Annotated in this window: 20 protein-coding genes; 11 read left to right on the top strand and 9 right to left on the bottom strand. The window is 59.8% G+C overall.

Going from position 1 to position 22170, the window contains the following annotated elements; genetic code table 11:
* Positions 1-78: 78 nt before the first annotated feature.
* The 4 genes from GRI44_RS00255 to GRI44_RS00240 all read right to left on the bottom strand — a co-directional run bounded on the left by GRI44_RS00255 (position 79) and on the right by GRI44_RS00240 (position 2921).
* Entirely contained in the window at positions 79-783 is a 705-nt protein-coding gene (locus tag GRI44_RS00255) for a VIT1/CCC1 transporter family protein (protein ID WP_160599327.1), read from the bottom strand.
* Positions 784-831: 48 nt separating this feature from the next.
* The gene (locus GRI44_RS00250; protein ID WP_202386108.1) at positions 832-1194 is read right to left on the bottom strand and encodes a TIGR01244 family sulfur transferase; all 363 of its coding nucleotides are present in this window, start codon (positions 1192-1194) and stop codon (positions 832-834) included.
* 100 nt (positions 1195-1294) lie between these two features.
* Positions 1295-2224: an MBL fold metallo-hydrolase gene (locus GRI44_RS00245; RefSeq protein ID WP_160599326.1), complete on the bottom strand. Its 930-nt coding sequence runs from the start codon at positions 2222-2224 to the stop codon at positions 1295-1297.
* A gap of 208 nt (positions 2225-2432) precedes the next feature.
* Positions 2433-2921: an Hsp20/alpha crystallin family protein gene (locus GRI44_RS00240; RefSeq protein ID WP_160599325.1), complete on the bottom strand. Its 489-nt coding sequence runs from the start codon at positions 2919-2921 to the stop codon at positions 2433-2435.
* Between the two features lie 376 nt (positions 2922-3297).
* Between GRI44_RS00240 and GRI44_RS00235 the strand changes: the two genes are divergently transcribed.
* The 3 genes from GRI44_RS00235 (at position 3298) to GRI44_RS00225 (ending at position 6287) form a co-directional block, all read left to right on the top strand.
* A complete protein-coding gene (locus GRI44_RS00235) occupies positions 3298-4458 on the top strand; it encodes a PAS domain-containing sensor histidine kinase (protein WP_160599324.1) in 1161 nt (386 codons plus the stop codon).
* Positions 4451-5077 carry a response regulator transcription factor gene (locus GRI44_RS00230; RefSeq protein ID WP_160599323.1) on the top strand — a complete coding sequence of 209 codons (627 nt, stop codon included), beginning with the start codon at positions 4451-4453 and terminating at the stop codon, positions 5075-5077. The genes GRI44_RS00235 and GRI44_RS00230 overlap by 8 nt, the downstream gene beginning before the upstream one ends.
* Positions 5078-5468: 391 nt before the next feature.
* Positions 5469-6287, top strand: a complete 819-nt coding sequence (locus tag GRI44_RS00225) for a universal stress protein (RefSeq protein WP_160599322.1) — start codon at positions 5469-5471, stop codon at positions 6285-6287.
* Here the strand turns inward: GRI44_RS00225 and GRI44_RS00220 are convergent.
* On the bottom strand, positions 6284-6466 hold the full coding sequence (locus GRI44_RS00220) for a hypothetical protein (RefSeq protein ID WP_160599321.1): 183 nt from the start codon (positions 6464-6466) through the stop codon (positions 6284-6286). The two genes, GRI44_RS00225 and GRI44_RS00220, sit on opposite strands and share 4 nt — an antisense overlap.
* Positions 6467-6740: 274 nt before the next feature.
* Between GRI44_RS00220 and GRI44_RS00215 the strand changes: the two genes are divergently transcribed.
* Positions 6741-7007 (top strand): hypothetical protein, encoded by a 267-nt coding sequence (locus GRI44_RS00215; RefSeq protein ID WP_160599320.1) that lies wholly within the window; start codon positions 6741-6743, stop codon positions 7005-7007.
* Positions 7008-7057: 50 nt separating this feature from the next.
* Here the strand turns inward: GRI44_RS00215 and GRI44_RS00210 are convergent, their stop codons facing one another.
* Complete coding sequence (locus GRI44_RS00210) at positions 7058-8923, bottom strand: ABC-F family ATP-binding cassette domain-containing protein (RefSeq protein WP_160599319.1); 1866 nt, start codon at positions 8921-8923, stop codon at positions 7058-7060.
* Between the two features lie 291 nt (positions 8924-9214).
* Here GRI44_RS00210 and GRI44_RS00205 point away from each other — a divergent pair, with 291 nt between their 5' ends.
* The 3 genes from GRI44_RS00205 to GRI44_RS00195 all read left to right on the top strand — a co-directional run bounded on the left by GRI44_RS00205 (position 9215) and on the right by GRI44_RS00195 (position 14475).
* Entirely contained in the window at positions 9215-11161 is a 1947-nt protein-coding gene (locus GRI44_RS00205) for a hypothetical protein (protein WP_160599318.1), read from the top strand.
* Between the two features lie 66 nt (positions 11162-11227).
* Entirely contained in the window at positions 11228-13441 is a 2214-nt protein-coding gene (locus tag GRI44_RS00200) for a thiamine pyrophosphate-dependent enzyme (RefSeq protein ID WP_160599317.1), read from the top strand.
* On the top strand, positions 13438-14475 hold the full coding sequence (locus GRI44_RS00195; protein WP_160599316.1) for an ACP S-malonyltransferase: 1038 nt from the start codon (positions 13438-13440) through the stop codon (positions 14473-14475). The genes GRI44_RS00200 and GRI44_RS00195 overlap by 4 nt, the downstream gene beginning before the upstream one ends.
* 5 nt (positions 14476-14480) lie before the next feature.
* Here the strand turns inward: GRI44_RS00195 and GRI44_RS00190 are convergent, their stop codons facing one another.
* The gene (locus tag GRI44_RS00190) at positions 14481-16502 is read right to left on the bottom strand and encodes a TonB-dependent receptor (protein ID WP_160599315.1); all 2022 of its coding nucleotides are present in this window, start codon (positions 16500-16502) and stop codon (positions 14481-14483) included.
* A 104-nt stretch (positions 16503-16606) separates the two neighbouring features.
* Here GRI44_RS00190 and GRI44_RS00185 point away from each other — a divergent pair, with 104 nt between their 5' ends.
* The 4 genes from GRI44_RS00185 to GRI44_RS00170 all read left to right on the top strand — a co-directional run bounded on the left by GRI44_RS00185 (position 16607) and on the right by GRI44_RS00170 (position 20937).
* Positions 16607-18109 (top strand): flavin-containing monooxygenase, encoded by a 1503-nt coding sequence (locus GRI44_RS00185; protein WP_160599314.1) that lies wholly within the window; start codon positions 16607-16609, stop codon positions 18107-18109.
* A 61-nt stretch (positions 18110-18170) separates the two neighbouring features.
* A complete protein-coding gene (locus GRI44_RS00180) occupies positions 18171-18926 on the top strand; it encodes a competence/damage-inducible protein A (RefSeq protein WP_160599313.1) in 756 nt (251 codons plus the stop codon).
* 90 nt (positions 18927-19016) lie between these two features.
* Complete coding sequence (locus GRI44_RS00175) at positions 19017-19751, top strand: helix-turn-helix domain-containing protein (protein ID WP_332872383.1); 735 nt, start codon at positions 19017-19019, stop codon at positions 19749-19751.
* A gap of 268 nt (positions 19752-20019) precedes the next feature.
* On the top strand, positions 20020-20937 hold the full coding sequence (locus GRI44_RS00170; RefSeq protein ID WP_160599312.1) for a GGDEF domain-containing protein: 918 nt from the start codon (positions 20020-20022) through the stop codon (positions 20935-20937).
* Positions 20938-21027: 90 nt separating this feature from the next.
* On the opposite strand, the gene rplA is transcribed toward GRI44_RS00170, so the two are convergent.
* Entirely contained in the window at positions 21028-21723 is a 696-nt protein-coding gene (gene rplA, locus GRI44_RS00165; RefSeq protein WP_160599311.1) for a 50S ribosomal protein L1, read from the bottom strand.
* A gap of 4 nt (positions 21724-21727) precedes the next feature.
* Positions 21728-22159 (bottom strand): 50S ribosomal protein L11, encoded by a 432-nt coding sequence (rplK, locus tag GRI44_RS00160; RefSeq protein ID WP_160599310.1) that lies wholly within the window; start codon positions 22157-22159, stop codon positions 21728-21730.
* Between the last annotated feature and the right edge of the window lie 11 nt (positions 22160-22170).

Here is a 22170-nt window from a genome sequence, read left to right as displayed (position 1 = left end):
CAATGGAGCCTATCGGCAGGCGGCAATATAGGGACATATCCGGATGATGGCGCGGCGCTGCCCGCCCGGATGATGGCATCAGGCCACAGTCGCCCCGAAAAGATGGCCGATGCCATAGGTGACAATCATCGCCAGCACGCCCCAGAACGTCACTCTCATGACGGAAGGGGCCACTGGTGCCCCGCCTGCCCACGCGCCAAGTGCGCCCAGCAGCGCCAGGCATCCAATCGAAGACATCGCCACGGCAGCCACCACCAAGGCCGGCGGGGCAAGCCACGCCACCAGCAGCGGCGCGGATGCACCTGCGGTGAAAGTCAGCGCGGATGCCAGGGCCGCCTCCAGCGGGCGGGCGGCGGCGGCATGGGTCAGCCCCAATTCGTCCCGCGCATGGGTGCCAAGCGCGTCTTGTGCCATCATCTGGTCGGCCACTGCCTCGGCCGTGGCGCGGTCAACGCCGCGGCGCTGGTAAATCTGCACCAGCTCCTCCCGCTCGAATTCGGGCTGGTCTACCTGTTCTGCCGCCTCCCGCGCCAATTCTGCACGTTCGGTGTCGGCCTGCGTGCTGACCGAGACATATTCACCCGCCGCCATGGACATGGCGCCAGCAAACAACGCCGCAACGCCGGCCACAATGACGGCATTGCCGGTCGGCTGGGTTGCTGCCACGCCCACAATCAGGCTGGCGGTGGAAACTATCCCGTCATTGGCGCCCAGCACCGCAGCGCGCAGCCAGCCGATCCTGCCGGACACATGCAATTCGGGATGATCGTGCAACCTGCTCAACAGCGGCCCTTCCCTGGCTGAATGGCAAAGCGCAAAATGATCGGGCGATCAGTCGCCAATCAACGGCGGTTCGGCGGGCAATTCGCAATATTTCTGCCACAGCGATGCCGTCCGCGCGCCGCTGCGGCAATAGCCCAGCACTGGCCCTTGCATGGTGGCCAGCACTTGCCGCAATTCCAGCGCTTCGTGATCGCTCAACTGGCCAGGCACAATCGGGATATAGGCAAAACCCAAGCCGAGCTTGTGGGCGGCTGCTTCCATTTCGGCAGAAGATGGCATGTCCGGCGCTTCGCCATCTGGCCGATTGTCCACGATTGTCCTGAAGCCAAGCGCTGCGGCCTGCGCCAGATCGTCCACGCCAAGCTGCCCTGTCGCAGCAAAATCAGGAGTAATTTGGTTCAGTTCCATCATCAGTTCCTCGCTTGTCAAATTTGCCGGTAACAGCCTTGCCAGAACCCTGACGCCAGCTGTGCCTGCCCGATCGGAATATAATGATCGCGCACGTCCGCCGCTACAGAATGTTGAGCGGCAGTTTCAGATAATGCGTGCCATTGGCCTCTGCTGGCGGGAAATGCCCTCCCCTGATGTTCACCTGGATGGACGGCAGGATCAGGCGCGGCACGGCAAGCGTGGCATCGCGGGCCTGGCGCATGGCCGTAAATTCCGCCTCGGTCACACCTTCATGCACATGGACATTACCCGTTTTCTGCGCGGCAATGGTTGTTTCCCACACAAATTCATCACGCCCGGCAGCCTTGTAATCATGGCACAGAAACACGCGTGTCGCGCCGGGCAGTCCCATCAGCCGCTGGATGGACCGGTACAGCGTGGCGGCATCCCCGCCGGGAAAATCCGCCCGCGCCGTGCCGTAATCCGGCATGAAAATCGTGTCGCCGACAAAGGCGGCATCCCCGGCAATATAGGCCATGTCCGCCGGTGTGTGGCCGGGCACATGCAGCGCGGTAATAGCGATGGTGCCCATCATCAGGCAATCCCCATCATCCAGCAAACGGTCAAATTGCGAACCATCACGGGCAAATTCGGGGCCTTCGTTGAAAATCCCGCCAAACACCGTCTGAACGGTGATGATTTCCCGCCCGATGACCAACTGGCCGCCCAGTTCCTTCTGCAAATGCGGGGCGGCAGAAAGATGGTCTGCATGGGCATGCGTTTCCAGCAGCCAGTCCACAGTCAGGCCCTGGCTGCGGACATAGGCCGCAATCCTGTCCGCCGATGCAGTTGCGGTGCGGCCCGAAGGCTGATCGAAATCCAGCACCGGATCGACGATAGCCGCGCGGCTTGTGGCAGGGTCATGCAGCACATAGCTTGCGGTAAAAGTCGGCTCGTCGAAAAATGTTTTGACCACCGGCGGCGGCTGTTCACCCTGAAGCACCGCTTCGACGTGAACCCTGGCCGCGTGCAGATGTTTGTCATCAGCCATCAATCTCTCCTTCCGGGGCGGGTTTGTGGTCAGCCACCGTCAATCATCATGGGGCTGCGCACATTACGCAGAAGCCCGTATCCCTCAACAAAAAAGCCCCCTGATCCCGTGGGACCAGAGGGCAGGCTTGGCGTGGGGTCGCAGGTCACGCCATGGGTAAGGACCGCCCCCTCCTGTCAGCGGAAGGCCGGGTGAAGATGGTCCTGTCTCATGCTTTCTGACTGGATTTGATCTTGATCACCCGGCGCCTGGAGGTGGCATCGGGGCTGCGCGGAATGGTGATCTTCAGCACCCCGTTTTCAGAACTGGCCTCCACCTTGTCCACCTGCGCATCGGCAGGCAGGGCAATGCGCCGTTCAAACGCGCCATAGCTGCGTTCGGAAATGACGTAATCGGCTTCTTTCTCCTCGTGCTCTTCCTTTTTTTCGCCTTTCACGATCAGCATGTCGCGGTCGACCTGCAAGTCGATGGCCGCAGGCGAAATTCCGGGAACTTCGATCGTGATGAGATAGTCGCTTTCCTGCTCTTTCATCTCGACCGCAGGCACGCCGCCCAACTGGAAATTCGACCAGCTTGTTGGAAATTCATCAATCAGATGGTCCATATTGCTCCGCATACGGGCAAATGGTTCCAGCAATCGTCCGGCAATTCCGCGGTCAATGAAGGGTTTAATCGATGTGCCAACCTGATTGTTCATGACGTAATCCTTTGCAGAACTTTATTGATCGAATCGCAAATCCAGCGCGGCGATCTTGTGGCTGGATGATAAAACCGTTTCGTTATCAGCAGCGATAAGGAAACTTCCCTAGCGCGGTAGAAGACCGGTCTGAAAAGTTAGAAAACACGCCCGGCCCCTAAGAATTCAGGCCAGCCAGCATTGGCAGTCCTTGATTTTTTAGTGGTATAATATCTATAATAATGCAGACTTGGTTTTGTTATTCGTCACGGCATGGGGAAATACCCTGAAAACCCCTGTGCCGGTTTACATGTTGATGCCGTAAATGGCTGACCTTGTAACGGATCAGCCGCTTATGGCTTAGCTGTCATGGCCCATTACAGGATCAGCTTATCGCATGAGCGACATCATCAATCAGGAAATGGCGACCAGCCCATTGGCCAATGAACGCATCAGCAGCATTCATGCCCTGATCGACACTGTGCCGGATGCGATGATTGTGATCGACAGCCGTTCATCCATCGTGTCCTTCAGCAAAGGCGCCGAAAAGATGTTCGGCTATGATGAAACAGAGGTGCTGGGGGAAAATGTCAGAATTCTGATGCCGCCACCTGACCGCGAAGCGCATGATGGCTACATCCACGATTATCTGGCCACAGGCATACGCAAGATCATCGGCATTGGCAGGGTCACCACTGCGCGCAGAAGCGATGGCACGACATTCCCGATTACCCTGTCTGTTGGCGAAATGGTGATTGGCAACAGCCGCCTGTTCACTGGCTTCATAAGAGACATGAGCGAACAGCGCGAGACAGAGCGCCAGTTGCACGTATTGCAGGCCGAACTGGCCCATGTCTCCCGCATCACATCCATGGGAACGCTGGCCAATTCGCTGGCCCATGAACTGAACCAGCCGCTGACGGCCGTGGCCAATTATGTCGAAGCGGCGAAGGATCTGCTGGACGATCCGACTGCCGGCCATCTTGCGCTGGTGCGCGATGCCTTGTCCGAATGTGCCGCAGAAGCCTTGCGCGCCGGCACCATCATCCACCGGCTGCGCGAATTTATCATGCGCGGCGATACCGTGCGCGAAATTGCCAGCCTGTCGCGCCTGGTGAGGGAGGCAACTGCACTGGCGCTGGTCAATGGCGATGGGCGGGATGTGGATTTTTCCAGCCAGCTTGATCCGTCCTGCGATCTGGTTCTGGTGGTGCCGGTGCAAATCCAGCAGGTTCTGGTCAATCTGATCCGCAATGCGCTCGAAGCCATGGCGGATTCTGCGACCAAGCGCATCATCATCAGTTCAGAGGCAATTGAAGGCGGCAAGGTGAGCGTCTGCGTCAGTGACAGTGGCCCGGGGCTGGACCCCCATATAGCAGAGCGCCTGTTTCACCCTTTCATGAGCACCAAAGCCAGCGGAATGGGCCTGGGCCTGTCCATTTGCCACACCATCATCAACGCCCATGGCGGGAAAATCGGCGCCAGGCCGTCTGACATGGGCGGAACCGTTTTCACCTTTACGCTTGCCAGCGCGAATATGGAGGATGCTGATGAATGATTATCCGATTTATCTGGTGGATGATGACGATTCTGTAAGGAGGTCAGTGGGCTTTATGCTGCGAACGTCAGGCTTTACGCTTCAGGTATTTGAAAGCGGGCTGGCGTTCCTGCACGAGGTCGGCAAATTGGATCCGGGGTGTGTCCTGCTGGATATCAGGATGCCGGGGATGGATGGGCTGGATGTGCAGCAGGAATTGAACAACCGCGGGGTCCTGTTTCCGGTGGTAATCATGACCGGGCATGGCGATGTTGAACTGGCAGTAAAGGCAATGAAGGGCGGCGCGCTCGACTTTATCGAAAAGCCGTTTGAAAAAGTGGTGCTGACCGCTGCCATCAAGGAATGTTACCACCGCCTGGAAGATGCCAGCCACCGGCATTCCAAACGGGATGAGGCAAAGCTGCGGCTGAACGGGCTGACACCGCGTGAACACGATGTGCTGGCAGGACTGGTAGAAGGCTATCCCAACAAGACGATCGGCTATGATCTGGGGATCAGCCCCCGCACGGTGGAAATCCACCGCGCCAATCTGATGAACAAGCTGGAAGTCCAGAGCCTGTCCGACCTGTTGCGGATTGCTTTTGCCGCTGGCGTTGGCGAGAACAGGCAGACCCACTGAACGCTGGCGTGACAGCGCGGCGACAGAGGCGATGCGAGAGGGCAGCTGTGATCCGACAGGTTCGATCATGGGCAGATGTTCGGCTGGCCTGATCGATTGGCCTGATCGATTGGCCTGATGGCTTGGTTTTGGAGATGAAAATTCATCTGTGTGCGACCACCAGCCTGACCATTTTCCAACTGCTAAATTGCGCGCCCCGCAGTGAATTTTGTTGCGGCAAGCATCGTGGAAACCGGGCCATATTCGACCGGGCAAATCCGTCAGGCTTCAGGATGTTTGCGTAATTACCGCATCGCGCAATTGCCTATTCTTACCCCTCAATCACCCGGTTGTTGCGCGGCAACGGCAGGATGAACCACGCTACACAGGCCACCAACCACAAGGACGTACCATGCGCTCGATTCTGGTTCACATTCATGATGATGACTGCCTTCAGGCACGGCTACAGGTGGCGCTCGATCTGGCGCGGCAGTTTGATGGCCATCTGACCTGCCTTCAGGCAGTGCCGTTCGAATTTGGCGTGCCGGGCGATATTTACGGCACCATGGCCGCGCAGGTGGCGGAAGACTATCGCAAGCTGGGGGACCAGTTGCGCGACCGGATCCAGGCACAGCTGGCCAGCGAAGATGTCATCTGGGAATGGACCGACTGCAATGGTGCCGCCGCAATCCAGCTGCCTCGCTATGCCCCGCTCAACGACATCATCATCCTGGGCGCGCATAATCCTGTCGGCAAAAGCCAGCGCCCATCCGCGCTGGTGTCAGAAGTGATTTCGCACATTCAGGCGCCGATATTGGTGGTGCCGCCCAACATTGCAAAAATGCCGCTGGACGTGCCGGCCATGGTGGCATGGAACGGATCAGCCGAAGGCGCCCACGCCCTGAAAGCCGCCATGCCCATGCTGCACCGCGCAGCATCCGTCCATATTCTGACCGTTTCGGAAGAAAAGGACAAGGAACGCTATGATCTGCCGCCAACCGGCGCTGCCAAATATCTCGCGCGGCACGGAATAGAAGCCGAGATCGTCAATCTGCCGCACGAGGATGACGCCTCCATTGCCGAAATTCTGGTCAATGCGACGCACATCCGCAAAGGCGGCTATCTGGTCATGGGTGCCTATGGCCATTCACGGTTCCGCGAAAGCGTGCTGGGCGGTGTAACCCGCGACATGCTGTGCGATCCGGAAATACCGCTGCTGTTAAGCCATTAAAGCGAACCGGACAGTTCTGGCGGGATCTCATCAGGGCTGCGGTCAGGCTGATCGAAATCAGGCGTTGGCGGTTCGATTTCGGGCGGCTGGGACGGCGTTGGTTCATCCGGCAGGCCCGGCGTTTCGGGCGGTGATTGCGGGTCTATCCTGTTGGGATCATTGGGGGGTGTGGTGGCCATAACGTCCTGCTTCTGCTGACAAAGAGGGACAAGAGCACATTTACGCACAAGGGGTCAAACGCTCCTGAGCCAGAGGGAGCCAAATTCGCCGCCACTCCCTTTTCTGGCCATACGTAAACCAACATAAGGCAGGTTCGGGAGGTGTTACTGGCTGGCCCTCTCTGTCGCCCGTCCCTGCCGCGGCCCCCCATATCTACGGGGGTTTACATATTACCCGATGCCATTGGCGCGTTCATCTGGATGCATCACCATTTCGCCAAAACAGGGTGCCGATATGCCAGACCCAAAGCCCACTTCCTCCAACAGGAGAGCCGCCTGGCTCATTGTGATTGCCGTGGTGGTAGCCATCGGCATATTCTGGGCGTGGACACGTTCAGAGCAGGCAGCGCGCGAAGAACAGGCTGCGCCGATACCGCCGTCGACAGAATGGACCACGGCGCCTGAAAGCGAAGGGGTGGACGTGAGGCTGCCCGAAACGCCGATGACGAATGTGCCGCTGGAAGGTCCGGCACCGGCTGAAGGCAATACATCTGCCGAATAATTCGGGTAGGATGGTTAAAGCTTGCGCGCCGGTTTGGTCCGACAGCTTTCTTACCCGTCGGTCCCGATATTCTCGCTTAGCTGAAGCCATTCCGCTTCCAGCTTTTCCATTTCTGCCGCCAGTAGGCCCCGCTGGCGGGACAGTTCGCCCATCGACATCCTGGCAAATTCCGGCGCGGCGGAGGATGGTTCGAACATGGCCCGGTCAAGCGCGGAACATTGCACTTCCAGCTTGGCCATGTCCTTTTCAACCGCGGAAATGCGCGCCTTGTGTGCGCGGGCTTCCTCGCGTGCCTTGGCTGCTGCCTTGCGGTCTTTCTTGACCGGCTTGGCCGCGCCATCGGCTTTCGGCTGGTTCCGCCCCAGCACGAAATCAATATAATCTTCCATGCTGCCGGAATATTCCGTGGCCGTGCCGCTATCGACCAGCACCAGCCGGTCGGCCGTCAGTTCCACCATATGCCGGTCATGACTGATGAGAATAACCGCGCCTTCATAGGAATTGAGCGCCTGCACCAGCGCCTCGCGCGCGTCGACATCAAGGTGGTTGGTCGGCTCGTCAAGGATCAGCAGATGCGGCGCATCCCGCGTGATCAGCGCCAGCGCCAACCGCGCCCGTTCACCGCCGGACAGCTTGGTTACCTGCTGCGTGGCGCGTGCGCCGGAAAAGCCGAACCGGCCCAATTGGGCGCGAATGGCCCCTTGCGGTTTACCTTCCATCACCCGGGACATATGTTCCAGCGGGGTGGCATCGCCTGCCAGTTCTTCCACCTGATACTGGGTGAAATAGCCAACCTGCATCTTGCCCGATGCGTTCATTTCGCCTTCCATCGGCACCAGCTGCGCCGCCAGCAGCCGGGCCAGCGTGGTCTTGCCATTGCCGTTGCGGCCCAGAAGGGCAATCCGGTCGTCAGGATCAATCCGCAGATTGAGCCGCTTGAGGATGGGCGTGTCTTCCGCGTAGCCGACTGCTGCCAGGTCCAGCGTAATCAGCGGCGGTTTCAGTTCTGCCGGACTGGGAAAATCGAAGCTGAGCGACGGGTCTTCCATCAATGCCGCAATCGGCTGCATCTTGGCCAGCATCTTGGCGCGGGACTGGGCCTGTTTGGCCGTGGATGCGCGGGCGCTGTTGCGCGAGACATAATCCTGCAGACGTGCGCGCTGGGCATCCTGCGATGCCTTGGCTGATGCCAGCTGCGCCGCGCGTTCGGCGCGCTGGCGTTCAAAACTGTCATATCCACCGGGATACAGCGTCAGCTTCCCGCCCTGAAGATGCAGGATATTATCGACCACATTGTTCAAAAGGTCGCGTTCATGGCTGATGACAACCACGGTGGCGGGATAGGATTTGAGGAAATTTTCCAGCCACAGCGTCGCTTCCAGGTCGAGATGGTTGGAAGGTTCGTCCAGCATCAGCACATCGGGCGCGGAGTAAAGCAGCGCCGCCAGTGCGACGCGCATTTTCCAGCCACCTGAAAAACTGTCGAGCGGCTGATTCTGCATATCTTCGTCAAAACCAAGCCCGGTCAGAATGCGGGCCGCGCGCGAGGGCGCGGAATAGGCGTCGATCGCCAGCAGCCGCTCGTGAATATCGCCCAGCCGGTCGGGATCGGTGCAGGTTTCGGATTCCTCCAGCAATTCTGCCCGCTCCACATCGGCGGCGAGCACCGTTTCGGCAGGGGTTGCCGTGCCCGTGGGTGCATCCTGCGCAATATAGCCAAGCCGCGTGCGGCGCGGCATTTCGATGGAACCTTCATCCGGATCAAGCAGGCCGATCATCACTTTCATCAAGGTGGATTTGCCCGCGCCATTGCGGCCGATCAGCCCGATACGCCCGCCAGGGGGTATCGCCGCGGTCGCACGATCGAGTATGGTCCGGCCACCAAGCCGCACGGTTATTCCGTTGATTCCAAGCATGGGCGCGCGCCTACCAGCCAATTCGCCAAATCCCAAGCCGCTTGTCATCCCGGCCCTTTCAATTGTGGTCATGCCTGCCCGAAACTTTTTTCGCTCCCCCTCCTCCCCTCGCGCTTGGCACTTGCCTCAGCCCTTTGCGGATAATCATCGCCAAGGCGGATTTTGCCGCTAGAAAGAGATTGCAGACGCAGAGCTGAGAGGGGGCCTATCCTGACCAATCCGCATATACCCGCGCAAAAAGGGTCACGCCCCGCTGCCGAACCCCTGCCCTGCCCGCGCCTGTCCATCGGCGTGACGGGCCACCGCGCCAGCCACCCGTCTTACCCGGCCGACAGCGCTGAACTCGACATGGTGCTGCGGCAGCTGTTTGACCGGATTGACGCCACGCTGGCACGCTGTGATGCTGATTTTTCCGAAAGTGATATTGCCACGACCCGCCTGCATACGCTGGCTGCGGACGGCACCGATCAGGCGGCGGCCCATCTGGCGCTGGCCAGGGGGTGGGAACTGGTCATCCCCCTGCCTTTTGGCGAAGTGCTAAACAGCGCCATCAATGCCCGCCCGATGACCCCTGCCGATGCGCGCTGCGTGCTGGCCGGATCGCCGCCTGCCGATGCCGCAGTGGCAGGGCGAGTGGCCGCCATAAGCACGCTTTGCAACGCGGCCAGCCTGTTCGAACTGGAAGACGAGGACGAGCGGATCGGCGCCGCATTCCTTGCGGCCACCGACCATGAGGGGGACATGGCAGCGCAGCGCAGTTTCGCGCTGGATGCCAGCGCACGCTCGGCACTGGCGGGCCGAATATTGATCGAACAATCCGATCTGGTGATTGCAGTGTGGGATGGCCATTCCACGGCCGATATTGGCGGCACGGGGCATACTGTCTGTGTTGCGCTGGAAATGGGCGCGCCGGTTTTATGGCTGCGCCCGTCTAACCTTGCAGACTGGCGCATTCTTCAGGCGCCCGAAGCGTTGGCAGAATGCGGATCGCAGGCTGACATGGCAGAAAATCTTGAATGGCTGGATGCCATCGTGCGTGATGCAGTCCTGCCGGAACCATCACGCATCAAGGGCCGCCATATCGGGCATGCCGCCCTTAATGCCGCACTGTGGCGGGACCATAGCAGCCGGTCCGTCCATGCCTTCAGACGCATAGAAGCCATCTTTGGCAGGCGCGGCCTGCGCCAACGGTTTGGCCACATCACCCAGACTTACGAACACCCCGATGCCATTGCCGCAGGTTCTGCCGCGCCGCTGCTGGGCGCGATTGACGCACTGCCCGGCGGTGATCCTGCGCTGTCACGCCGTATCGGGACACATGTGCTGCGCCGGTTTGCCTGGGCCGATGGTATTTCCGCGCATCTTTCGGACCGGTACCGTTCGGGAATGACAGTGAATTTCCTGCTCGGTTCATTCGCCATCATTGCCGGCATTCTGTATCTGCCGCTGGTGGATACAAGCCAGAAATGGCTGTTCGCGTCGGTTGAATTCATCATGCTGCTGCTGATCATCCTCATCACCATTCATGGCACGCGCGAACGGCTGCATGGCCGGTGGTTTGAAACGCGGCGCGCTGCGGAATATCTGCGCCACAGCCCGCTGATGCTGGCCATGGGCGTGGCCCGCCCCTCAGGTGCCTGGCCGCGCGGCACCAAAAGCTATTGGCCCGAATGGTATGCCCGCCACAGCGTCCGCGCAGTGGGCCTGCCGCAGGCGAAAATCGGCCAGCCATATCTGCGCGAGGCGCTTGCCACCCTGCGCGATGGGCATGTGTTGCCGCAGCGTGATTATCACCAGCGCAAGGCGGCGCAGCTTGGCCGTGTGCACGAAGGGCTGGACCATCTTTCGGGCCTGCTGTTCGTGGCAGCGGTCTTCTCTGTCGCGGTGTATCTTGCATTGGTGGCGATGGATGTCAGCGGGGTGATAGAAGGCGGCTGGGTGGCCAAGGCCGCCAAGATCTTCACCGTGCTGGGTGTGGCCCTGCCGACGCTGGGCGGTGCGCTGGCGGGCATCCGCTATTTCGGTGATTTCGAACGGTTTGCTTCCATCTCGGAAGTGGCGGCAGAAAAGCTGAACACGGTGGCAGATCGCATTGCCCTGTTGCAGAACGCGCCAGAAAACCGGCTGAATTATCGCCATGTTTCTGAACTGGTCCATGCTACCGACGAAGTGGTATTTTCGGAAATCCAGAACTGGCAGGCGGTTTTCAGTGGGAAAAGAATTACCGTTCCGGCCTGACATGGGGCGAAACAGCCCCTATCAGGCGCCCACGTTTATTCCTCGATTCAAACTACAAGGCGAACCATGGATCGCGCTGCAATCGTACATGAGAATTTCCTGCGCCGCGCCGGTTCAGGTGACTTTCCCGCTGGCAAGGCGCCATCCGGCCCGCTGGCACCGGAAACCGCAGTGTCGATCTATCGTTCCGGCTGCCTGACACGCGCGCTGGACCGCACCAGCCGCGCCATGCAGGCCGCTGGACAGGGTTTCTACACCATCGGATCATCGGGCCATGAAGGCATGGCCGCAGTCGCCGCTGCCTTGCAGCCGACCGATATGGCTTTTCTGCATTACCGCGATGCTGCATTCCAGATCCAGCGGGCGCAGCAGGTTCCCGGCCAGACCATCACCTGGGACATGCTATTGTCCTTCGCCTGTTCGGCAGAAGACCCGATTTCGGGTGGCCGCCACAAGGTGCTGGGGTCAAAGGCGCTCAATATCCCGCCGCAGACATCCACCATCGCCAGCCATTTGCCCAAGGCAGTCGGTGCTGCCTATTCCATCGGTCTGGCCAAACGCCAGCCGCCAGAACACAAATTCCTGCCTGATGATGCCATCATCATGTGTTCCTTCGGCGATGCATCGGCCAACCATTCCACGGCACAGGGTGCGATCAACACGGCCTGCTGGACAGCCTACCAGAAAGTGCCCATGCCGCTGCTGTTCGTGTGCGAGGATAATGGCATCGGCATTTCCACCAAAACCCCGACAGGCTGGATCACTGCCAGTTTCGCGAACCGTCCGGGCCTCCAGTATTTTCACTGCAACGGTCTGGATATTTACGAGACCTTCCGTGTCGCAGCGCAAGCGGCAGAATTTGTCAGGACGCGGCGCAAGCCTGCTTTTCTGCATATCGGCACCATCCGCCTGTATGGCCATGCGGGCGCGGATATGCCGACGACTTATCTTTCCAAGGCGGAAGTCGAAGCAGAAGAAGCCCAGGACCCGCTGCTGCATTCGGTGCGACTGCTGGAACAGGCTGGCGCGCTCACAGCGGATCAGGCGCTGGATATCTACAACCGCACGTATGACCGGGTGCAGCGTGTCGCCGCAGAAGCAGTGACCCGCCCCCGGCTGGAAACCGCAGAGCAGGTCATGGCTAGCATCATCGCGCCGCGGCGGGAATGCCTGCCCAGCAATAGCCCATCTGCGCAAAGCCGGGCTGATGCCTTTGGCGGCGACATGAAAGCCATGCAGCAGCCGCAGATCATGTCCCGCCTGATCAACTGGGCGCTGACCGACCTGATGCTGGATCATTCCGAAATCGTCATGATGGGCGAGGATATCGGCCGCAAGGGCGGGGTGTACGGCGTGACACAGAAACTGTCCGCCCGCTTTGGCCGCGCGCGGATGATCGATACGCTGCTGGATGAACAATCTATTCTGGGCCTGGCGCTGGGCATGGCGCAGAACGGTTTCCTGCCGATGCCTGAAATCCAGTTCCTGGCCTATCTGCACAATGCCGAAGACCAGCTGCGCGGCGAAGGGGCGACGCTGCCGTTCTTTTCCAACGGCCAATATACCAACCCGATGGTGCTGCGGATTGCCGGGCTTGGCTATCAGAAGGGCTTTGGCGGCCATTTCCACAATGACAATTCAGTGGCCGTATTGCGCGATATTCCCGGCCTTATCCTGGCCTGCCCGTCCAATGGGCCGGATGCAGCGCGGGTCCTGCGCGAATGTGTCCGGCTGGCGCGGGAGGAACAACGGCTCGTGGTCTTCCTCGAACCGATTGCGCTTTACCCCATGCGCGACCTGCACGAAGCGGGCGATAATGGCTGGCTCGGCACATATCCGGAACCCGGCGAACGGATCCCACTGGGCGAGGTGACGACACATGGCAGTGGCGAAGATTTGGCCATCGTCAGCTTTGCCAATGGCATGCATCTTTCCCTTCAGGCGCAGAAACGCCTCGCTGCAGAAGGCATTGCCGCGCGGGTGATTGACCTCAACTGGCTATCCCCCCTGCCCGAAGATGCGATGCTGGAAGCCGCCAAGGGGTGCCGCAATATCCTGATCGTGGATGAAACCCGCCGCACTGGCGGCGTGGCCGATGCGCTGATGACCATCTTTACCGAGCATGATGCAAAAGCTGATGGCAAAGCTGGCAGCCGCCCGCTGGCCCGCGTCAGCGCGCAGGACAGTTTCATTCCTACCGGCCCCGCCTATGCCGTCACCATGCCCAGCGTGGACGAGATCATGGCCGCCGCCAAAGCACTGGTGGGAGACAAGGCATGACCACCGCAGTCGTCATCTGCCCTGGCCGGGGCACCTATAACAAGACCGAGCTTGGCTATCTGCATCGGCATTTTCCTGATGCCGGCATGTTCGGCAGCTTCGATGCCGAACGCCAGCGGCAGGGGCAGGAAACACTGACCGCACTGGACGGGGCGGAACGGTTTTCCCTCGCCAAACACACCCGCGGCGACAATGCCTCGGGCCTGATTTACGCCGCCACGCTGGGGGATTTTCTGTCGATTGACCGCAGCGCGATTGATGTGGTGGCCGTCACCGGCAATTCCATGGGCTGGTATTCCGCGCTCGCCTGCGCGGGCGCATTATCTCCGCAGGATGGTTTTGCCGTGGCCAACACCATGGGCACGCTGATGCAGGACGCGCTGATTGGCGGGCAATTGGTTTACCCGTTCCTGGGGGATGACTGGGCGGCCAACGCTGCGCGCCGTGCAAGTCTGCTGGGAACAGTGGCGGATATTGACGCGCGAGAGGGGCATATTCTGCGCCTGTCGATCAATCTGGGCGGGATGCTGGTGCTGGCTGGCAATGATGCTGGCCTGGCCGCTTTTGAAGCAGAGGCAGAGCCGCTGGATGGCCGTTTCCCGAAGCGACTGGGCAATCATGCGGCCTTTCACACTGCCATGCAGGAACCTGTGTCACTTGAAGGGCGCAGCCGGCTTTCGCCAGACTTGTTCAAACAGCCCGAAGTCCCCATGGTGGACGGACGCGGGTCAATCTGGTGGCCCTATGCTGCCGATCTGCATTCGCTGTGGGATTACACTCTCGGCGCGCAAGTCACGCAGACCTATGATTTCACCCGTGCCATCGAAGTGGCCGCGCGCGAATTCGCGCCCGACCTGTTCATCATCACCGGCCCCGGCACCACGCTGGGCGGCGCAGTGGCGCAATCGCTCATCCTCGGCAATTGGCGCGGCATGGCCAGCAAGGATGATTTCCGCAAAGTTCAGGACCAGACCGGCCTGCTGGCATCCATGGGCATGGCCGATCAACGCGGGAAAGTCACCGCGCAGGGCTGATGCCGTCAATATCCAAAACGTAGCCCGGCCCACAGGGTGCGCGGAACGCCCAGATCGATCGACCCGCCGGAATTGCGCGTGACGATTGTCTCGTCCGTCAGGTTCTCGCCGCGCAGCACTAGCGAGAATTTGCCACCCAATGGCGCCTGGAAATAGGCACCAATCGTGGTGGCAGGCGGCAATCGGTCCGTTTCCAGATCACTTTCAAACTGCGCCCCCACATGGCGCAAGGTTGCAGCGGCCAGCCAGCCAGCGGCCGGACGCCATGCCATGGTCAGGCTGGCAGCCCATTCTGGTGTTTGCGGCGGGCGCTTGCCATCCAGATCGAGCGATGATCCGCGTCCGTCCACCGTGGCATCGGTATAGGCCAGCGATCCATCCAGACTGATAGTGCCGCGTTTGACTGACGCGGCCAGTTCCAGCCCGCGCGCATCCACCGCAGGCAGGTTCTGCCGCTGGCGCAGGTTGGTGGCTAGCGTCACATTGGCAATGGCATTCTTCACTCTGTTGTCGAACGCCGTGACAGACAGGGAAACGCCTTCAGCGGGCTTGAAATCAACACCAGCCTCGAAGCCTTCCAGCCGTTCGTTCTGCAAATCGGCATTGGCTTCGGTAACTACCGGAAACACGACGAATGGCCGATACAGTTCATTCAGGGTCGGCAGCCGCAGCCCGCTATAGGCCGCCGCCCGCAGCCGCAGCGCCGGGCTGGCATCAAATGCCGCGCCCGCACGATAGGTAAGGGCCCAGTCCGAACGATCCGGCGCGATGGTTTCGGACACAACCGCACCTGCCGCATTGCGCGCGCGGTAGAACCCGTTTTCGATCACGGTCCGGTCTGCGCGCAGCCCGCCGGTCAGCACCAGCGCGCCCAGGCTCCAGTCATTCTCTACAAACAGCCCCAGATCGCTGTTGCGGCCGCCAGCCCGCCTTGTCTCGGTCAGCCTGCCGGTAAATGCACTATAGGCATCTTCCTGCAATTCCCCGCTGACCCGCCGGTAATCCGCGCCCAGCCGCAGCACATTGTCCGGCCCGACAGGCGGGCGCAATTCAATCTTTCCGCCCAGCCCGGTGGATGGCGTATTGCGCTGATCCAGCACCGGCACGAACCGCGTGGACGACACCACTATGTTGGTAAAATTGCGCGCCTGCACATAGGCCAGCGCATCAAATTGCCAGTTGCCCCGACCCACCAGCCTGATGCTGGCATCCTGCCCCTGGCTGGAACTGTCCGCCCCGTCAAACCGCAAGGTCCGCCGGTCATCAAACGCAAGTCCGCGCGCTTGCAGTTCCACCGTATCATTCAGCGGCACCACGCCGCGCACACCAATCGACCAGCTATCGAATGCAGCCCTGGCCGTGGCAGGCACGCGGTCAGACGCGGGCGTGGTGTGGAAGCCCTGCCCCCGGTCCCACCGGCCATTGGCGACGACAAAGCCGCTGCCCAGCTTCTGCGCGACGCTGGCGCTGGCCTCTGTTTCGGCGCGGTCATTTATCAGCAGCGAAGCATTGACCGGCGCCAGCATATCAATCCCGGCGCTGGTCAGTTCCACCGTGCCCGCCAATGCGCCAGCGCCAAATGGCCCCGATCCGCCGCCCCGCGTAACGCGAATGCTTCCGAGCCCCTCCGGCGCCAGGGCACTCAGCGGGATATAGCCGAAGAACGGGTCCACCATCGGCACCCCATCCAGCAGCACCAGCGCGCGGCTGCTGGCATTGCCGCCCAGCGCCCGCAGCGTGATACCTTGCGCGCTGGGATTGGAAGAACGGCTGTCGGAACGGCGGAATTGCTGAAAACCCGCCACTGAAGACAACACATCCTCTATCCGTCCGGACGACGATGTGACAATCTCCTCACGCGCAATTTCGGTCACGGCATAGGCAGGGGCCGCAGGCGTTTCGGCCAGCCCCTTTCCGGTCACCACGATTTCCGCCGCAATGGCAGCATCTCCGCTTTCCTGTGCGGCGAGAGAGGCGGGTGCAGCGAAGGCCACTGCAACAAGGGTGAGACACATTGGTTTTTGCATGGTGCGACACCTAGCGCCCGCTTGGCCCCGCGTCAGCACGAAAAAGCGGGACTCGCCAAGCTTCCGGCGATGTGCTTACATCGGTGTAAGTGGGAGAAACAAAAATGCTGGCTCAAAAACCTGATGTGGATGTGCTGATTGTCGGCGCCGGAATTTCCGGCATCGGGATGGCGGCGCACATGGAAATGATGTGCCCTGGCCGCACCTATGCCATTGTCGAACAGCGGGAAAATCTGGGCGGGACATGGGATCTGTTCCGCTATCCCGGCATCCGGTCAGACAGCGACATGCACACACTGGGCTTCGTATTCGAACCGTGGAAGCATGAAAAATCCATCGCCGATGCGCCCAGCATTCTCGAATACCTCAACCGCATCGTCGATGAACGCGGCATTCGCCAGCATATCAGCACCGGCCACAAGGTCATTGCGGCCGACTGGAACGGGCGCGAAGCGCTGTGGCACGTCACTGTGGAAACAGCAGGGGAAGCGCGCAAGACGATGACGGCCAATTTCCTCTATCTTGGCTCCGGTTATTACGATTATGACCAGCCCTATGATGCAGGTTTTGAACTGGGCGCGTTCAAGGGCCAGGTTCTCCATCCGCAATTCTGGCCTGAAAACCTTGATTATACGGGCAAGAAAGTGCTGGTTATCGGTTCCGGCGCCACTGCGGTTACCATCGTGCCGGCCATGGCTGGCAAGGCTGCTCACGTCACCATGTTGCAGCGCACGCCGACATGGATGTTCTCGCGCCCGGCAAAGGATGGTCTGGCCAATTTCCTGCGCAAGATCCTGCCTGAAGAAACTGCCTATAAGGTCACGCGCTGGAAAAACGTGAAGATGCAGGATTTCGCTTTCAAACAGGCTCGCAAAAACCCTGAAAAGGTCAAAACCGCGCTCAAGACCCGGATCCAGAAAGCGCTGGGCGCTGACTATGATGATGCGACGTTCACCCCGCCTTACGACCCGTGGGACCAGCGGCTGTGCCTGGTGCCCGATGCCGATCTGTTTGAAGCAATGAAGGCAGGCAAGGCCAAAATCGTGACTGGCCGGATTGCCCGCTTTGTCGAACAGGGCGTGGAACTGGACAATGGCGATATCATCGAAGCGGATATCATTGTCACGGCCACCGGGCTTAACATGGCGCTGGCAGGGAAAATCGCGATCAGTCAGGATGGCGAACCGGTCGATTTCAGCCAGCGGTTCTATTACAAGGGCTGCATGTTCTCCAACCTGCCCAATCTGGCAGTGGTGTTTGGCTATCTCAACGCCAGCTGGACTTTGCGGGCCGACATCAATTCCGACTATATCTGCCGCGTGCTCAACCAGATGGAAGCAACCGGCACAGATTATGTCGTGCCGGTGCTGGCGGAAAATCACGGGCTGGAAGAAGACAATATCTTCGATTTCTCGTCCGGATATATCCAGCGCTCGCTCAATATCATGCCCAAAAGCGCAGTGACCTATCCGTGGCGGCTCAATCAGGAATATGTCCTGGATCGCAAGATCATGGCCGAAGAAGCGCTGGATGATGGCATTCTCCAATTTCGACGCGCTGGCGCGAATGCCGGTTCGGATGATGGCCAGCTCGAAGCGGCGGAATAGGGGTAAAAATAGTGCAGCCTGCACTCTTCACCTCGCCGCGGCGATGGCCTAACGCCGTACCATGAACGAACGTATCTGGACTGCCGGGCTGGTCATCATTGGCGATGAGATCCTTTCCGGGCGCACGCATGACAAGAATATTGCGCAGATTGCCACCTGGCTTCAGGTACAGGGGATCCGCCTTGGCGAAGTGCGCGTGGTGGCGGATGATCAGGACCGCATCATAGATGCCGTAAACACGCTGCGGACAGCCTATGATTATCTGTTCACGACCGGCGGCATTGGCCCGACGCATGATGATATTACCGTGGACGCCGTGGCTCAGGCGCTGGGAGTGGGGGTAATTGTCCACCCGGAAGCGCGCGCGATACTGGAACGTTATTACGCGGATAAGGGCGGATTGAACGAGGGCCGCCTGCGGATGGCGCGTGTGCCCGATGGCGCGCAGCTCATCCCCAACCGCATGTCCGGCGCGCCGGGCATCAAGATTGGCAATGTCTTCTTGATGGCAGGCGTGCCGCATATCACGGCCGGGATGCTGGATGCGCTGACCGGAACGCTGGAAGGCGGCGCCCCTCTGCTGACAGAAACCATCGGCAGCTGGGTCGCGGAAAGCGAAGTGGCCGATTTGCTGCGGGAGGCGGAAAAAGCCCATGATGGCTGCCAGATCGGCAGCTATCCCTTCTTTCGCGAAGGCAAGGTCGGCGCCAATTTCGTGATCCGGTCAACCAGCGCCGATGCGCTGGCCAGCTGCACCGATACGCTGTGCGAAGGCCTTGGCGAACGTGGCTGGGATTTTACCCCCGGCGGCATTTGAACGCTGCTGCGACCGGCCAGCCCGAAATGCTGAAATTCACCTGCCCAGGCTAACCAAAACTTAACCGCTGCGGCCCGAGAGTCAGCCTTCATCAGGAGGCAGATCATTCCCATTCCGGCACATCTGGAAAACGTCCCGCCAGCAGGCAATATAACCGACCGCGCGGACCGCCGGACGCTACGGCTCGAAACATCGGGCTCGCTGGCCTCGGGCGAAGCGACGAATGTGGTCATCCACAATGTTTCGGCAGGGGGCCTGCTGCTGGGTTGCAGCATTGCACTTGCCATAGATGAAGCCATTGATGTGGAATTGCCGCACGCAGGCACCGTTCGCGCACGGGTGGTATGGGAAAGCGGCCAGCTTTTCGGATGCGCGTTCGATCAGCCGATTTCAGCTGCCACATTATCTGCCGCAGAATTGCGCAGCGCCGTGGGGCCAGCAATGCAGGTAGCCGTGCAGGCAGATATGGGTGCCGCCGCATTTGGAGCCGATTATGGCGCACCGGCCGATCCTGTAAAAACAGCACCCGAAGCATTCGGATCACGGCTCCGCCGCCTGCGCAAGGAACGGCGGATGACCATGGCGCAACTGGGCGCGCAGCTTGGTGTCAGCAAACCCACCATCTGGGCGTGGGAGCAAGGCAAGGCGCGGCCATTGGGCGAACGGATGGCCGCATTGGCACAGGCGCTGGGCATTGAAGAACAGGATCTGAAAACCAGCCGCGACACCCCCGCCCTCGTCGGCCTGATTGCCAGCAGCAGACAGCAGATTGCGGCGGCCTATGGCACGACCGCTGACAAGGTCAGGATTATGATCGAATTATGAGCGCCAGCCTTGTGCCGAATGGTGAAACGATCCGCTTCCCGCAATAAAAGTTCCCTGACCCGCATTGTATGGTAAACAAATTGGAAGGGTGATTCGTAAGTAATATGAGTTAGTTAACCCAAATAACACGCGATTTACAAGTCAGGCTGAAATACTGGTCTGCGGCATGTGATCGTTATGTGTAACGGTTTACTTGGTTATTACTTCACGGTTGCCTTTCGCGATTTAGCAGACTTGCGAGTCATAAAAGCCGGGGGGCACGGGTCGAATGGGGGCAGAGTTTACACCACGGGAGGAATCTGTCCTGTGTGGACTGCTTGCAGAAGCCACGACAGATATTATCCTGAAAACGGATCGGGAGGGTTTCATCCTTCACGCATCGCCCATGCTGGAACGGCTGGGCGTGGCCCTGCCGTCCATGCTGATCGGCCCGCATCTGCTGGATCTGGTGCATCCATCCCATACAGACACGATCAAGGCTGATCTTGCTGCGGCGATAAGCGGCAAAGGCCAGGGCCAATGGACCGAATTTCCCGGGCAAACAAAGGATGACCAGCCCTGCTGGTTCGAGATCCAGATGCGCGCCTTGAGCCACGAGAGCGGTGATATTTACGGCACACTGGCCATTCTGCGCTGCGTGGAGACCAAGCGGAACATGGAAGAGGAGTTGTTTGCCTCGTCCATGACCGACCCGCTGACCGGCCTTGCCAACCGCAGCGCCTTTATCGCCATGCTGGAACATCTGGTGCAAAAGGACTGCGGCGGCTGTGTTGCATTATTCGATATTGACCATTTTCGGGCAATCAACCTGCAGCATGGCCAAACGGCCGGTGACAGGGTGCTGGTGGTATTTTCCGATTTCCTGCGCACCTTCATGCGCGAGGATGACATTATTTCGCGCATTGGCGGCGAGAGCGTTGGCGTCCTGCTGCCCCGCACTACGCCCGATCAGGCCGAAGCCATCTGTCGGCGTATTATCGGCGCCCTGTCGGAAATACGCGATTCGGTAGGAGAAAAGGGCATTTCGATTACTGCCAGCACGGGCATTGCCCGCATTGCCTCATCGCTGGATGATACGATGAAACGGGCGGAACTCGCCCTGTTCTTCGCCAAGGCAAAAGGCAGGAACAGGCTGGAAATGGACGGCAATGCCATGCCCGCATGGCTATCTGCCCGCCCCGCCTGACCTGCCAGCTATCCCTGTATTCATGAAAAAGGCCGGTGAGGTTTCCCTCACCGGCCTTTTTTTAAAACCAACCGCTCTTGAAGCTCGCTATTATGCGCCTTCAATACCGGCATTGTCGATCTTGAGACCGGGGCCCATCGTCGAGGTCAGCGAGACCTTCTGGATGTACTTGCCCTTGGAACCCGAAGGCTTGGCCCGTGCAATCGCACCGGTAAACGCTTCGAAGTTGGCCTTCAGCTGATCGTCCGAGAACGACAGCTTGCCGATGCCGGAATGAATGATGCCCTGCTTTTCAACACGGAATTCAACCTGGCCGCCCTTGGCGTCCTTGACTGCCTGTTCGACATTTGGCGTGACAGTGCCCAGCTTGGGGTTAGGCATCAGGCCCTTGGGGCCCAGAACCTTACCAAGACGGCCAACAACGCCCATCATGTCCGGCGTAGCAATGACGCGGTCATAATCGAGATTGCCGTTCTGCATGTCTTCCATCAGGTCTTCAGCGCCGACCTTGTCAGCACCGGCAGCCAGCGCCTTGTCAGCGTTGTCGCCGCGGGCGAAAACCGCAACCTTGACGTCCTTACCAGTGCCTGATGGCAGCGATACCATGCCGCGAACCATCTGGTCGGCATGACGCGGGTCAACACCCAGGTTCATCGCGACTTCAACAGTCTCGTCAAACTTCTTGGCGTGCTCGCGCAGCGTCTTGAGCGCATCGTCGAACGAATACATTGCTTCAGGATCGAGCTTTTCGGTCCGCAGCTTCTGGATTTTGGTCAGTTTAGCCATGTTCTCAGCCCTCCACCACTTCAAGACCCATCGAACGCGCGGAGCCTTCGATGATCAATGTTGCCTGGTCGAGATCATTTGCATTGAGATCGGCCATTTTCGCTTCGGCGATTTCGCGGACCTGCGAACGCTTGATCGTTCCGGCGGAAATCTTGCCTGGTTCTTTCGAACCGGACTTCAGCTTGGCAGCCTTCTTCAGGAAGTAGCTGGCGGGCGGCGTCTTGGTGACGAAAGTGAACGAACGATCGGCATAAACGGTGATCACCGTCGGGATCGGGGCGCTCTTTTCCATTTCCTGCGTCGCGGCGTTGAACGCCTTGCAGAATTCCATGATATTCACACCGCGCTGACCCAGCGCAGGGCCGATCGGCGGGGATGGGTTTGCAGCGCCGGCTGGCACCTGCAACTTGATGTAACCTTCAATTTTCTTGGCCACTATGGCCTCCT

Source organism: Allopontixanthobacter confluentis, assembly GCF_009827615.1.
GTDB lineage: Bacteria > Pseudomonadota > Alphaproteobacteria > Sphingomonadales > Sphingomonadaceae > Allopontixanthobacter > Allopontixanthobacter confluentis.
This window is presented reverse-complemented; position numbering and strand designations above follow the sequence as displayed.

Coding starts and splice junctions, on each gene's coding strand:
- GRI44_RS00195 (WP_160599316.1), top strand. CDS start 13,438: ATGACCACCGCAGTCGTCATCTGCCCTGGCCGGGGCACCTATAACAAG.
- GRI44_RS00230 (WP_160599323.1), top strand. CDS start 4,451: ATGAATGATTATCCGATTTATCTGGTGGATGATGACGATTCTGTAAGG.
- GRI44_RS00170 (WP_160599312.1), top strand. CDS start 20,020: ATGGGGGCAGAGTTTACACCACGGGAGGAATCTGTCCTGTGTGGACTG.
- GRI44_RS00200 (WP_160599317.1), top strand. CDS start 11,228: ATGGATCGCGCTGCAATCGTACATGAGAATTTCCTGCGCCGCGCCGGT.
- GRI44_RS00245 (WP_160599326.1), bottom strand. CDS start 2,224: ATGGCTGATGACAAACATCTGCACGCGGCCAGGGTTCACGTCGAAGCG.
- GRI44_RS00215 (WP_160599320.1), top strand. CDS start 6,741: ATGCCAGACCCAAAGCCCACTTCCTCCAACAGGAGAGCCGCCTGGCTC.
- GRI44_RS00180 (WP_160599313.1), top strand. CDS start 18,171: ATGAACGAACGTATCTGGACTGCCGGGCTGGTCATCATTGGCGATGAG.
- GRI44_RS00250 (WP_202386108.1), bottom strand. CDS start 1,194: ATGATGGAACTGAACCAAATTACTCCTGATTTTGCTGCGACAGGGCAG.
- GRI44_RS00185 (WP_160599314.1), top strand. CDS start 16,607: ATGCTGGCTCAAAAACCTGATGTGGATGTGCTGATTGTCGGCGCCGGA.
- GRI44_RS00235 (WP_160599324.1), top strand. CDS start 3,298: ATGAGCGACATCATCAATCAGGAAATGGCGACCAGCCCATTGGCCAAT.
- GRI44_RS00220 (WP_160599321.1), bottom strand. CDS start 6,466: ATGGCCACCACACCCCCCAATGATCCCAACAGGATAGACCCGCAATCA.
- GRI44_RS00225 (WP_160599322.1), top strand. CDS start 5,469: ATGCGCTCGATTCTGGTTCACATTCATGATGATGACTGCCTTCAGGCA.
- GRI44_RS00190 (WP_160599315.1), bottom strand. CDS start 16,502: ATGCAAAAACCAATGTGTCTCACCCTTGTTGCAGTGGCCTTCGCTGCA.
- rplA (WP_160599311.1), bottom strand. CDS start 21,723: ATGGCTAAACTGACCAAAATCCAGAAGCTGCGGACCGAAAAGCTCGAT.
- GRI44_RS00240 (WP_160599325.1), bottom strand. CDS start 2,921: ATGAACAATCAGGTTGGCACATCGATTAAACCCTTCATTGACCGCGGA.
- GRI44_RS00210 (WP_160599319.1), bottom strand. CDS start 8,923: ATGCTTGGAATCAACGGAATAACCGTGCGGCTTGGTGGCCGGACCATA.